12 protein-coding genes are annotated in these 13,129 nt (G+C 47.4%); 4 read left to right on the top strand and 8 right to left on the bottom strand.

Annotated elements, in window-relative coordinates:
* Window positions 1–54: 54 nt before the first annotated feature.
* From rpsI to def, 8 genes are all read right to left on the bottom strand, one after another.
* On the bottom strand, window positions 55–447 hold the full coding sequence (gene rpsI / locus GO003_RS08205; RefSeq protein ID WP_159653472.1) for a 30S ribosomal protein S9: 393 nt from the start codon (window positions 445–447) through the stop codon (window positions 55–57).
* An 11-nt stretch (window positions 448–458) separates the two neighbouring features.
* Entirely contained in the window at window positions 459–887 is a 429-nt protein-coding gene (rplM, locus tag GO003_RS08200; protein WP_159653474.1) for a 50S ribosomal protein L13, read from the bottom strand.
* 118 nt (window positions 888–1,005) lie between these two features.
* The gene (locus tag GO003_RS08195; RefSeq protein WP_159653476.1) at window positions 1,006–2,364 is read right to left on the bottom strand and encodes a sigma-54-dependent transcriptional regulator; all 1,359 of its coding nucleotides are present in this window, start codon (window positions 2,362–2,364) and stop codon (window positions 1,006–1,008) included.
* A 21-nt stretch (window positions 2,365–2,385) separates the two neighbouring features.
* Window positions 2,386–4,527 (bottom strand): sensor histidine kinase, encoded by a 2,142-nt coding sequence (locus tag GO003_RS08190; protein WP_159653478.1) that lies wholly within the window; start codon window positions 4,525–4,527, stop codon window positions 2,386–2,388.
* Window positions 4,509–5,096: a DUF4390 domain-containing protein gene (locus tag GO003_RS08185; RefSeq protein ID WP_159653480.1), complete on the bottom strand. Its 588-nt coding sequence runs from the start codon at window positions 5,094–5,096 to the stop codon at window positions 4,509–4,511. Before GO003_RS08185 ends, GO003_RS08190 begins: the two co-directional genes overlap by 19 nt.
* Window positions 5,074–6,363 carry a 16S rRNA (cytosine(967)-C(5))-methyltransferase RsmB gene (gene rsmB, locus GO003_RS08180; protein ID WP_159653482.1) on the bottom strand — a complete coding sequence of 430 codons (1,290 nt, stop codon included), beginning with the start codon at window positions 6,361–6,363 and terminating at the stop codon, window positions 5,074–5,076. Before rsmB ends, GO003_RS08185 begins: the two co-directional genes overlap by 23 nt.
* On the bottom strand, window positions 6,360–7,292 hold the full coding sequence (gene fmt / locus GO003_RS08175) for a methionyl-tRNA formyltransferase (RefSeq protein ID WP_159653484.1): 933 nt from the start codon (window positions 7,290–7,292) through the stop codon (window positions 6,360–6,362). Before fmt ends, rsmB begins: the two co-directional genes overlap by 4 nt.
* A complete protein-coding gene (gene def, locus GO003_RS08170) occupies window positions 7,289–7,801 on the bottom strand; it encodes a peptide deformylase (RefSeq protein ID WP_159653486.1) in 513 nt (170 codons plus the stop codon). Before def ends, fmt begins: the two co-directional genes overlap by 4 nt.
* 98 nt (window positions 7,802–7,899) lie before the next feature.
* Here def and GO003_RS08165 point away from each other — a divergent pair, with 98 nt between their 5' ends.
* The 4 genes from GO003_RS08165 to topA are packed head-to-tail and all read left to right on the top strand — an operon-like array spanning window position 7,900 to window position 12,895.
* The gene (locus GO003_RS08165) at window positions 7,900–8,961 is read left to right on the top strand and encodes a LysM peptidoglycan-binding domain-containing protein (protein ID WP_159653488.1); all 1,062 of its coding nucleotides are present in this window, start codon (window positions 7,900–7,902) and stop codon (window positions 8,959–8,961) included.
* Between the two features lie 8 nt (window positions 8,962–8,969).
* Window positions 8,970–10,058: a DNA-processing protein DprA gene (dprA, locus tag GO003_RS08160; RefSeq protein WP_159653776.1), complete on the top strand. Its 1,089-nt coding sequence runs from the start codon at window positions 8,970–8,972 to the stop codon at window positions 10,056–10,058.
* Between the two features lie 12 nt (window positions 10,059–10,070).
* Entirely contained in the window at window positions 10,071–10,538 is a 468-nt protein-coding gene (locus GO003_RS08155; protein WP_159653490.1) for a DUF494 family protein, read from the top strand.
* Between the two features lie 23 nt (window positions 10,539–10,561).
* A complete protein-coding gene (gene topA / locus GO003_RS08150) occupies window positions 10,562–12,895 on the top strand; it encodes a type I DNA topoisomerase (RefSeq protein WP_159653492.1) in 2,334 nt (777 codons plus the stop codon).
* Window positions 12,896–13,129: the final 234 nt, after the last annotated feature.

Here is a 13,129-nt window from a genome sequence, read left to right as displayed (position 1 = left end):
GCCGCATTGAATGCGGCTTATTTAATACGCCTGATAATCAGGCGGTTAAAACAATTAGCGTTTTGAGTATTGTGGACGTTTTCTAGCTTTGTGCAAACCGACTTTTTTACGTTCAACAACACGCGCATCACGCGTAACATAACCGGCTTTTCTCAACGATGGGCGTAAAGCTTCGTCGTATGCCATAAGAGCCCTGGCCAAACCGTGACGGATTGCGCCTGCTTGACCGGAAGGTCCTCCGCCTTTGACAATCACGTTTATATCGAATTTGCTTTCCATATCAACGCACTCTAAAGGCTGACGAGAAATCATCTGGTCGGTTTTACGGCCAAAATATTCTTCTATGCTTAGTTTATTGATCGTGATTTTACCCGTGCCGGATGTAGCGTAAACTCGCGCTACTGCGCTTTTACGACGGCCTGTTCCGTAATACTGTGCTGCTGCCATGATCTACCCGCTTATAATTCTAAAACTTTTGGCTGTTGAGCCTGATGATCGTGATGAGGACCTGCATAAACTTTCAATTTCTTGAACATTGCACGACCTAGTGGATTTTTGGGTAACATTCCCTGCACGGCAGTAGTTATAATACGATCAGGAAAAGTTTGTCTCAGCTTACCCAAGCTGGTTGATTTCATATTACCCACATAACCGGTATGACGGTAATACATTTTGTCTTTTTCTTTATTGCCTGTAACGCCAATTTTTTCAGCGTTGACTACGATGATGTAATCCCCGGTATCGACATGTGGCGTAAATTCTGGTTTGTGTTTACCGCGAAGACGTCGTGCAATTTCAGTGGCAAGGCGGCCAAGCGTCTTCCCTTCTGCATCAACTACGTACCAATCGCGCTTAACTTCTGCTGGCTTTGCACTAAATGTTTTCATTGTCGCTGTTTGATCTGTTAAGGCTTAATAAAAGATCGAGAATATTACTCAAAAAACACATTTTATTCAAGTTTTATATTATTCAGAGCATTTATTTGTAGCCGCCCTGCCCTGATCATCACAATTTGATGTTAAGCGAGTGCAGCTTGCGATACAGATGCGTGCGCTCCATTCCGATAATCGATGCCAACTTGGCGACGCTGCCTCCGCTTTTCTCAAAATGATACTCCAGATAGGCTTTTTCAAAATGCTCTCTGGCTTCTTTGAGAGGCATGTTATAAAACTCAGGCACTGAAGAACTATTTATTATTCCCTCAGTCACCGAGCCTAATGCTGATTTGACTTCCTCAACATCCATATCATCACCGACACCAAGTATCATCAGCCTTTGGACCAGATTTCTCAATTCTCTGACATTGCCCGGCCAACTGTAATTTCGCAGATAATTTTGCGCCGCCATGGTAAATTTTCTAAATGGCAATTTCTCCTGAGTATTGAAATAATCGACATAAAAATTCAATAACCCGGGTATATCTTCGCTGTGTTCGCGTAGAGGTGCGATTTCCATCGTGACTTCGTTGAGCAAGTAATACAAATCCTGGCGAAAACGCCCCGCTTTGACTTCCTCTTCCAGCGGTGTCCGTGTCGATGCGACGACTCTTACATCGACACGCACCGGCTCGCCTCCGCCTACCCTTAGAAATGAACTGGATTCAAGAGCGCCCAACAACCGTTGCTGAGAATCTTTATCCATACCGCCGACTTCCGACAAAAACAAGGTTCCACCATTGGCCTGCTCCAGAAGTCCAGGATAAATTTTTCCGGCTTGTTCTTTGCCAAAAAACTCAATGGCTGAGTTTTCGGGCGAAATACTGCCAACCGCAACGGCAATAAAGGCTCCTTCACGCCGCGTGCTGTTGTTATGCATATAACGTGCATAAAGCTCCTTACCCACACCCGCAACACCCTGAAACAGAACGCGTGCATCATGCTGACCCAAGCGCTTTAACTGCTCTTTGGTTCGCGCTACGGCCGCGCTTTTTCCTACCGGCTCAATGTCCTGAATCAACGGCCTTAATGAAGCCCTATCGCTAAACTGTTTTCCGGATTCTAAAGCGCGCTCGACAATCAACAGCAATTTAGCCAGTGACAGCGGTTTTTCCAAAAAATCATACGCACCCAGACGGGTCGCTTCAACTGCCGATTCAACCGAACCATGTCCCGACATCATAACAACCGGACACAACACAGGATCTTCACTTACCCACTCCTTGAGCAAGGTAATTCCGTCCGTATCGGGCATCCAGATATCGAGCAATATAAGATCCGGGTTTTGATTGATTTTAAGCGTTCTCGCCTCCGCCGCATTTTCGGCGACACAGACGCGATAGCTCTCGTCTTCCAGTATCTCCCGGACTAACCGGCGAATATCTGGCTCATCATCCACTACCAGTATATGTGCTGCTTGTACATTCATAGGATACTCAAGAATAAAACGTTAAACGGCGGGCAACTGTACAACGAAACCCGCACCCTCTTTATAAACGGTATCGACCCAAATCGAACCACCATGTTCCTCAATGATTTTTTTAACTATCGCGAGTCCAAGACCGGTGCCCTTCGCTTTAGTCGTCACATAGGGTTCAAAGACTTTGTCCACCTGATCCTCATGGATACCTGGGCCATTGTCACGAAACAACATTTCGATAAAATGCGCATTATTTTTTCTCGCGCGGCTTAGTCCGATATGAATCTCTCCGGTCTTTCCGGCCGCTTCCAGCGCATTTTTGATTAAATTATGCAAAACCTGGCGGATTGCAACACGATCAGCGCTGATAACAAGAGGATTATCGTCAAAAGCGGTAATAAATTTAACTCCGGATTGCAAGGCATAAAGCGCCAATACTTCGGGAACCAATATAGCCAAATCAATATTTTCGGTTTGTTTTTTTGAAGACCTGGCATATTGAGAAAAATCGTCAACCATTTCTTTCATGGCTTCGACTTGCTGAACAATCGTTTGAGTAGAACGCAGCAGAATTTCCTGCGATTTTGGCTGTAACTCACCAGCCAGTTTAAGCTGCAGTCGCTCTGCGGACAACTGGATTGGCGTCAATGGATTCTTGATTTCATGTGCCAAACGCCGGGCAACCTCTCCCCAAGCCGCATTTTTTTGAGCCTGGATTAAATCAGTCACGTCATCAAACACCACAACAGCCCCAACCCGGCTTCCCTCAGGCGAAAACAAGGGCGTTCCCCGGCATAACAGCTCTTGCAAGCCATTGATGCCCAGAAAAGAGATACGCTGCTCCCAGATATCATCCGCCTGCTCCAGAAGTTCCTGAATTTGCCGCAACGGTTCGGCCAGCTCTTTATGTTCATCCGCCAGATCCAGCAAAGTTTGGTCAACAAACCGGCTGACCTGAATATGAAAAATACGATAGGCCGCTTGATTGGCAGTGCGGATTTTATAATGCCTATCGAAACTGATAACGCCTGCCGTCAAATTGGACAAAATAGTTTCAAGATAGGCGCGCTGATTTTCTACTTCTATCCCCGCCATGCGCGTTTCATCGCGGGCCCTGGCGATGCGTTGAGACATGTCATTGAAGGATTCGACCAGAAATCCCAAATCATCCTGAGCCATAACAGGCAGGCATTGCTCATAATGACCCTGCGCGACCGCCTGAGTTCCCTTGACCAGTTCTTTAACCGGCTGAACAATTTCCCGGATACTGATAAAAGCAACCCAAATGGCTGCCGATAAGCTCATTAACAAAACCAGAGAAAGCGCCAGCGAAAAGCTGAGTTTCAATGAATCCCTGAGAAAATTCATTTCCTGATAACGCACAAAAGCAAATTCGACAGAATCCGCTAGATCGGTGATTCTCAGAGGAACAGGATATAGCGCCTGCAAATATTGAATATCATCTGAATTAACCGTAACAATCACCTGTATGCGCAATTGCTCCTCAAGCGAGGGATCTAATGCGACATAATTGCTGTTCTGGCGAAGGCGCATCCAGATATGCTCATCGGGAATACTGGGCAAAATCTCACTGGGATTGATACTGCTGGAAGCAATAATCCGGCCTTGACGGGAAAAAAGCGTCATTTCCGAAGCCCCCGAAAAATCCCGCATATGCTCCATTTCCAGAGTCACCCCGGCTTCTGACTTATCGCTCAACCGGTCGATCAACTGCTCGGTTTGCTTGAGATACCAGCGCATTCGCTGATCTAGCGCCACCTGGCTTAATTCCAGGGAATCCTCCATGGCCCTGTCAATTTCCACATTGAACCAGCTGTCAATGCCTTGATGCAAAAACTGCATGGAAAAATAAAACACGATGGCGGCAGGGGCCAAAGCCAGCAACACAAATAACGAAACCATCCGGGTCGTCAGTCTTGAGCCCGCTTCGCGTTTTTTTAATTGCCGGACCAATGAAACGGTATTGACACTGATCAGTCCCAGTAAAATGATCGACCCCAAGGCATTGATGATCAACAGCCAGGAATACAGCTCATTTAACTCCGATGACTCCTGAGTCGCCGAACTCATCAATTGCAAAGACAGCAGAACAAAGCCGAAAAGGACAAAAATCAGCACACTGACCGGGAATCTCAGTTTTCTACCGGCCATAACATCCAATCACTCGATAAGTACCATTGAGAATTAACATAGGATTCCGGCCGCAGCGGCAAGGGCAGTGCTTCCCTGTCAAAATTGACTTTAATGCCTGCATAATAATTTTGATCCGGGTCCATTTCGCTTTGTTTTACCAGCATCAAATCCTTTATGAGCCCCATGTCTGTCAACGCGGCCTGCAAATTAGAATAGCTTTCGCTCTCGTTATTCTCGATTCGGGTGACACGGTAGGAGTTGAATAAAGCCTGGTACTGAATACGAAGCTGTGTTGAATAGCTAAAGATCGTTTTATCCCACATCCAGTTTCGACTTTGCGCCACTTTGACTGACACATCCCAATACAGAGGGATACCTTTTTGCAAAGCATTCCTGGCTTTGCTACTTAAGTTGTAAACAATATTGGCTGATAACTGATAAGCACCGTCGTGCCGTTTAATCAGTACATCCTTAATCTCAATTCGGGGAGTTTGAGCGTGAACAGGCGTGACAGAAACAGGAAAAATGCCCGCCAAAATCAGTAGGCAAAGCAAAGAAAGAGACTTACTGTTTGCGTAAGCGCGCATAATAAAAACCATCCATACCTGACTCTCCGGTCAAAATCTGCCTGCCAACACTGGCTTGAATACCCCATAAAGGTTCAATGGTAAATTCCAGGGCATCATCATGCTCTTTTAGGAATTTAGCCATTTGGAATTCATTTTCCTGTTTATGGATAGAACAGGTTGCGTAAACAAGAACACCACCCGGCATCAGCAAAGGCCATATCGCGTTGAGTATACTTGCCTGTAACTCGACCAATTTAGCCATGTCATCCGGCTTGCGTAATAACTTGATATCCGGATGCCGACGAATCACTCCCAAACCCGAACACGGTGCATCGACCAGAATACGGTCAAACGGTTTGCCGTCCCACCAGGAATCAGGCCGCGCCGCATCGCCAACCAGTAGAGTCGCTTTCAAACCCAGGCGCACCATATTTTCCTCGACTCGCTGCATTCTGGCCGCATCACAATCAAGCGCCACCAATTCAGCAAGCTCCGGTTGAGTTTCGAGTAGATGCGCCGTTTTCCCGCCCGGCGCCGCGCAGACATCCAGTACTCGATGCCCGGCATCGACGCCCAATAACCCGACGGCCAGTTGTGCAGCGGCATCCTGAACCGACACCAACCCTTCACCAAAGCCGGGTAATTGGTCAACCGGCACAGGGTGTTCCAAGACCAATGCAGCAGGAGCAACGGTAAACTCTGCCGCATTAATGGCGCAGTCAGTCAACTTCTGAAGGTATTGACCTCGAGTCAAGCGCGCCTGATTAACTCTGAGCACCATAGGCGCCTGGCGGTTATTTTCCAGGAAAATCTTGTCGGCCTGTTCCGGCCAATCCTGCTCAATTAATGCGATCAGCCATTTCGGGTGGCCGGCCGCCAGCATGGGTTCACTGTCCAGCCTAGCCTGCAACTGCTCCTGCTGTCTTTGGTAGTTTCTAAGCACTGCATTGATCAGGGCTTTTGCCCAGATTTTTTTTCTCGGCAACGCGGCCACCGTCTCTGATACGGCCGCATGTTCTTTAACTCGCATGTAAGCTAGCTGATAAATACCCATTAGCGCCAGCACTTTGACTTCATTATCTTTGATGGGTTTTGTTACCAATTGATTGAGCAAAAACTCCAGTGGATAAAACTGTCTGATAACGCCGTAGCAAATCGCCTGAACAAAGGCCTTGTCTTGAGGCGTCATGACTTCCGGCAACATTTGATCAAGAGCCGCCGTCAACGACTGCCCTTCTTTTAAGACTCGGCTGATAATTTTGGCGGACAGGAGTCTTGCGTTCACGCGTCACAACCCAGTCTTCTTGCGTGAAGATCATGGGCGTTGATAAAGTCTTGGGCTGAAACACGTTTTCCGCCGGGCAATTGAACTTCCAACAAACGCAATACACCTTTTCCGGTTTGTACGTCCAGTTGTTTATCGTTGATTAAAACCGTACCCGGCGCTTCGTTCGATTCAATACTCACCGGTTCAGCACACCATATTCTCAAGACATCGCCGTTAAAAGTGGTTTGAGCCACCGGCCAAGCATTCATGCCTCTGACTTTAAGCGCCAGCACCTCGGCAGATTGACTCCAGTCTATCAAAGCCTCGGATTTGTCGAGTTTCTCTGCGTAGGTCACTAAAGCTTCGTCCTGTTTTTCCGGATGCAACGCGTTCTTTACAAGCTGATCGATCACCTTGCTAAGCCCGACAGCGCCCAATTGTGCGAGTTTATTATGCAAATCGCTGGCCGTATCATGGGGCTCTATCCGATAAACTTCCTTATGCAACATATCACCCGCATCCAATTGCCGGACTATTTGCATGATCGTCACACCGGTCTCTTTGTCGCCCGCCATCAGCGCTCTTTGAATAGGTGCCGCGCCGCGCCACCGGGGCAACAAAGAGCCATGCACATTAATACAGCCGTATTTTGGCAAGTCCAATACGGATTGCGGCAAAATCATTCCATACGCGACAACAACCATCAGGTCGGGATTCAATTCAGACAGCTGCTTGAAATCATCCTCATTTTTGAGTGACACGGGTTGAACCACGGGAATTCCGGACTCAAGAGCCAAGGCTTTGACGGGGCTGGGAGACAACTTTCGCCCGCGGCCCGCCGGTTTATCCGGCTGTGTATAAACAGCGCAGACCTCATGCGGTGAAGCCAGCAGCATACGCAACGCAGGTACAGCAAATTCCGGCGTACCGGCAAATACGATTCTCATAAGATTTTTTGTTCCAACTTGTGAATTTTTTCTAGCTTTCGCTTGATGCGTTGCCGTTTTAACGGGGAAATGTAATCCACAAATAATTTGCCCTCTAAATGGTCCATTTCATGCTGCACACAGATCGCCAATAAATCATCCGCTTCCATTTCAAACGCTTTGCCTTGTCTGTCCAGCGCCCTCACTTTGATGCGTTCGGCCCGTTTAACTTTCTCAAAAAAGCCCGGCACTGATAAGCAGCCTTCTTCGCCTTCTTCGACACCATGTTTTTCGATGATTTCGGGATTGATCAAACATAAGGGCGACTTTTTGTCCTCGCTGACATCCATAACTATGATACGCTGATGAACATCGATCTGCGAAGCAGCCAAACCGACACCTTTTGCTTCATACATGGTTTCAAACATGTCATCGACCAGCTTCCTGATACCCTCATCAACCCGCGCAACCGGTAATGCTTTTTTTCGCAGACGCTCGTCAGGAAACTCTAAAATAGTCAAAATACTCAACAATCTCTCCTGCAGAATTTTCAATGCTGGAATTCTATATGATTTAATCTAAACTTTGAAATCACACCACATAAAAATGACCGATCAGGAACCTGTTTATGGCCTTGCGTAACCTTTTGGGATTATTGGCACTTCTAATATCCAACTTAGCCATCAGTGAGGAATTGATAGCAATAAACCCCAATCACCCTGACCATTACACGGTGGTCGAAGGGGATACATTGTGGCATATTGCCGGACGATTTTTACAACGCCCCGAACAATGGCCTTATTTATGGCAAACCAACCAGCAAATTGAAAACCCCCACTTGATCTATCCAGGCGATACCATCGTTTTTTCCGTGGTTGATGGCCAGCCGCGCTTAAACCTTGCAAACACGAATGTCTCATCCTACGAAACCTCAGAGAATGCGGACTACGTAAAACTGACGCCGCGTATCCGTGAAACCGATTTAAGACAGGCAATCAAACTGATCCCGTCTGAAACCATTGCCAAGTATCTGGTATCTCCTCGCATTGTCGGGCCTAATGAACTTGATAACGCGCCTTACATCATTGATTTTGCCGGCGATCGTCTACTGGCGGGCGCCGGAGATCGCGTCTATGTTCGCGCCATCGAGGCACCAGAAACGCTCTCTTATACGATATACCGGCAGGGCGACACATTGAAATGTCCAAATTCAGAGGAAATTCTGGGCTATGAAGCAAAATATATCGCCGAAGCGACACTCAATGAGAAAGGCGATCCCGCCACCCTGACCATTACGAAATCTACCAGCGAAATTCGGACCGGTGACCGGTTGATGACGCGTGAAGAAGGCGATTTCACGCTTAATTATTTTCCTCACGCCCCTGAGGAGACAATAGAGGGAAATATCATCAATGTATTGGATGGTGTCACGCAAATCGGCCGTTACAACGTAGTGTCCATAGACAAAGGTCAAGTTGATAATATTAGCGTTGGTCATGTATTCGATATCTACCGTAGCGGCAAGACAGTTCGCGATACCTTTAGCATACAGCGTAATGAAGAGATTCAAATGCCCGATGAAATAGCCGGCAAATTGATGGTATTCAGAGTCTTTGAACGGGTCAGCTATGCCCTCGTTATGGAAGCCACACAGGCTATTCATGTTCTTGACCGTGTAAGAACCCCCTGAACAGCCTCATCCCCGCCAATGATCTTAAATTCTGGCTGGCGTTATTACGCACGCCGGGCGTTGGCTGCAGAACTTTTCTAAGACTGCTGCAATCACACACACCGGAACGGTTATTTAAGGAATCCAGAACCGCTCTTGCCGCATTAGGCTTGAATGATAAAAGCATTGAGTTCATTCGAGCACCTGACTGGTCTCAAGTAGATAGCGATTTACTGTGGCTGGAATCGCCCCGTCAAGGCGTTATAACCATTAGTGATCCGGCTTACCCTGCTTTGCTCAAAGAAATTTCGGACCCGCCGCCATTACTGTTTTTCAGAGGTGAATCCTCTATTTTGGACTTACCGCAAATTGCCATGGTCGGCAGCCGAAATCCCTCTAACCTGGGCCGAGAGACTGCACTCAGTTTTGCCAAATCTCTGGCCAGCACCGGTTTTGTCATTACCAGCGGACTGGCATTGGGGATAGATGCCGCGAGTCATGAAGGCGCGCTGCTGGTTAGCGGGCTTACCATTGCCGTGGCTGGAACCGGGCTCGACCGGGTGTACCCTGCCTGTAACAAAGCCTTGGCGACCCGGATCTCGGAAACCGGCGCTTTAGTTTCGGAGTTTCCGCCCGGCACCACCGCGAAAGCGAACCATTTTCCCAGACGTAATCGTATCATCAGTGGCTTGAGTATGGGCTTACTGGTGGTGGAAGCCGCCAAACAAAGCGGCTCACTGATCACGGCCAGAATGGCACTGGAACAAAACCGGGAAGTATTTGCTATTCCCGGGTCCATCCATAACCCGCTCGCCCGAGGATGTAATGCGCTGATCAGAGAAGGCGCAAAACTTGTTGAAACGTCTCAGGATATTCTTGAAGAATTAGGTCAATACAATCAACAAGATGCCATATCAACGCCGTCTTTATCACAATCAATGCTTGACCTGGAGCAACAAACATTATTGAATCTGATCATGTTTAGCCCCACTTCTGTTGATAAACTGGTAGAAAGCACAGGCCAATCCGTTGAAGTCATTTCGTCAATGTTGCTGGTTATGGAACTTCAAGGCTACATTGAATCGATGCCCGGCGGGTGTTACACCCGCATTAAATAATTTAATACCACTATGAAAGAAAATATTTTTGATGTCTTGATGTATCTGTTTGAAAACTATATGGAGGATGAGATTGAAATCCTGCCCGATAGTGAGATGATCAAGAACGAACTTGAAGAAGCGGGATTTGATCAAACCGAAGTCAGCAAGGCTTTCGATTGGCTGGAATCCTTGAGTTTGCAAGGCAAAATCAATCCTTCGGCCTCGCATGCCTTCCGTATATTTTCGAGTCAGGAACTTGAAAGACTGGATCTTGAATGCCGCAATTTTTTGATGTTTATTGAACATAACGGCATTCTGTCGCCTGCCAACCGTGAACTCGTTATAGACCGTGCAGTCGCACTGGAAAACGAAGAGATTTCTCTGGAAAAACTGAAATGGATCGTCTTGATGGTATTGTTAAGTCAGCCCGATGAAGAAATTGCTTTTTCGCGAATGGAAGATATTGTTTACGATCAGATTCCTGCTTACTTGCATTAAACCGGCCTCGAATTAAAGACCTAATGAGTAACAACCTCGTCATTGTAGAATCCCCTGCAAAAGCTAAAACGATTGAAAAATATCTGGGCAAAGACTTTCATGTTTTGGCCTCCTATGGTCATGTCAGGGATCTGATCCCTAAAGAGGGAGCTGTAGATCCGGAACATGACTTTGCGATGAAATATGAAATCATTGATCGCAACCAGCGCCATGTGCAGGCCATTAGCAAAGCTATCAAAGAAGCTCAAACCCTCTATCTCGCGACTGACCCTGATAGAGAAGGCGAAGCGATTTCCTGGCATCTTTACGAATTGTTGAAAGATAAAAAACTGCTTAAAAACAAGCCGGTACACCGGGTTATTTTTCACGAAATCACGAAGAAAGCGGTGACTGAAGCCATCGCCAACCCGACCGAACTTTCGATCAATTTAATCAATGCCCAGCAGGCCCGACGAGCTCTGGATTATCTTGTGGGTTTTAAATTATCCCCTTTACTCTGGAAAAAGATTCGCCGCGGCCTGTCCGCCGGACGCGTTCAAAGTCCGGCCCTGCGAATGATTGTCGAACGGGAACTGGAAATAGAAGCGTTCAAAACGCGGGAATACTGGAGTATAGATGCGGAACTGACAGCGCAGGAGCAAACGTTTAAAGCCAAATTGACTCATTTCAATGGCGAAAAGCTCAACCAGTTCAGCTTTGAAACTGAAGAGCACGCCAGCCAGGTCAAACAAACCTTGCTGGATGCTGCAGACGGCAAGCTGCATGTTGTCAAAGTTGAGAAAAAACAACGAAGTCGCAATCCGGCACCCCCTTTTATCACGTCGACCTTGCAACAGGAAGCAGCGCGCAAACTGGGCTTTACCACCAAACGCACCATGATGGTAGCCCAACAACTGTACGAAGGGATTGACCTGGGGGGTGAAACCGCAGGATTGATTACCTATATGCGTACCGATTCGGTTAATTTGTCGGTTGACGCGGTGCTGGAAATCAGGGAATTGATTGCCGAAAAATACGGCGCAATCAACGTACCCAAAGAAGCCCGGTTATTCAAGACCAAGTCAAAAAATGCCCAGGAAGCACATGAAGCCATAAGACCGACTTCCATCAGGCACCAGCCCGCCGATGTGCAGAAATACCTGAGCGCTGAACAATTCAAACTGTATGATCTCATTTGGAAACGCACTATCGCCTGCCAGATGATTCACGCCACGATAGACATGGTGGCGATTGATTTTTGCTGCGGTGAAGAGCAGCAACATTTGTTCCGTGCGACCGGATCAACCATAGCCAAACCGGGTTTTATGGCCGTTTATCTCGAGGGCATTGACGATACCCAGGAAGGCGATGACAAAGAAAACTTTTTACCGGCTTTAGAACAAGGACGTCCCGTCCCGCTTAATGACATCCTGGCCGGGCAACATTTTACCGAGCCGCCGCCCCGCTACAGCGAGGCCAGCCTGGTAAAAACATTGGAAGAACACGGGATAGGTAGGCCTTCTACCTATGCATCGATCATTTCGACTTTGCAAAATCGTGAATATGTCACACTGGAAAGCAAGCGGTTTTATCCTACTGACGTGGGACGAATCGTCAATAAATTCCTGACCGAACACTTCACCAAATACGTCGATTACGATTTTACGGCCAACCTTGAAGATGAGTTAGATGCTGTTTCGCGCGGAGAAAAAGAGTGGATTCCGTTAATGCATGCATTTTGGAACCCCTTCAACACGCTCATCCATGAAAAAGATGAAAGTGTTCAACGCAAGGATGTGACGCATGAAGCGATTGATGAAAAATGTCCCGAATGCGGCAGTCAACTATCGATTCGATTGGGCCGCAACGGCCGTTTCATCGGCTGCAACAATTATCCGGAATGTTCTTACACCCGGAATTTAAATGAAGACGGCAGCAGCGCCGATGCGCCTGAAGTCGTAGAAGGAAGAACGTGCCCGAAATGCGACTCGCCTTTGGTCATCAAAGCCGGTAAATACGGTAAGTTCATCGGCTGCAGCGCTTATCCCAAATGTAAGCACATAGAGCCGCTGGAAAAACCGCTGGATACAGGCGTTACCTGCCCTCAATGCAAAGCGGGCACTATTCTCAAGCGTAAATCGCGGTTCGGCAAAATATTTTACTCCTGCTCCGAGTATCCCAAATGTAACTATGCGTTGTGGGATGCGCCTATCAAGGAAGAATGCCCGTCCTGCCAATGGCCTATTCTTACCGTAAAATCGACCAAACGGCGCGGCGTTGAAAAAGTGTGTCCGCAAAAAGACTGTAAATATGCGACCCCTTATGAAGGCGATCCGGAAGATGTCAATGGGCCGAAAGAGCTGGCTGCCACCCAATAGACCAATGCTTTTAAGATAAGGCCATCGCAATAAATCGATAGGCTGTATTGTAGGAGCCGGCCATGCCTGCGACCGAATGGGGTTCAATCGCGGGCATGGACCGCTCCTACAAAATAGGCTTAACTTAATGGCATTAGGTAAAAGTCAGTGGCCCTGAATTATTTGACCTCTGTGTTAGAGTTTATATCGGTTACACCGCATCTTTTGTCGTATTAAAAATCCGCTTCATTAACT

The organism is Methylicorpusculum oleiharenae (assembly GCF_009828925.2).
GTDB lineage: Bacteria > Pseudomonadota > Gammaproteobacteria > Methylococcales > Methylomonadaceae > Methylicorpusculum > Methylicorpusculum oleiharenae.
The sequence above is the reverse complement of the archived record's forward strand: the minus strand, read 5'-3'. Positions and strand labels throughout refer to the sequence as shown.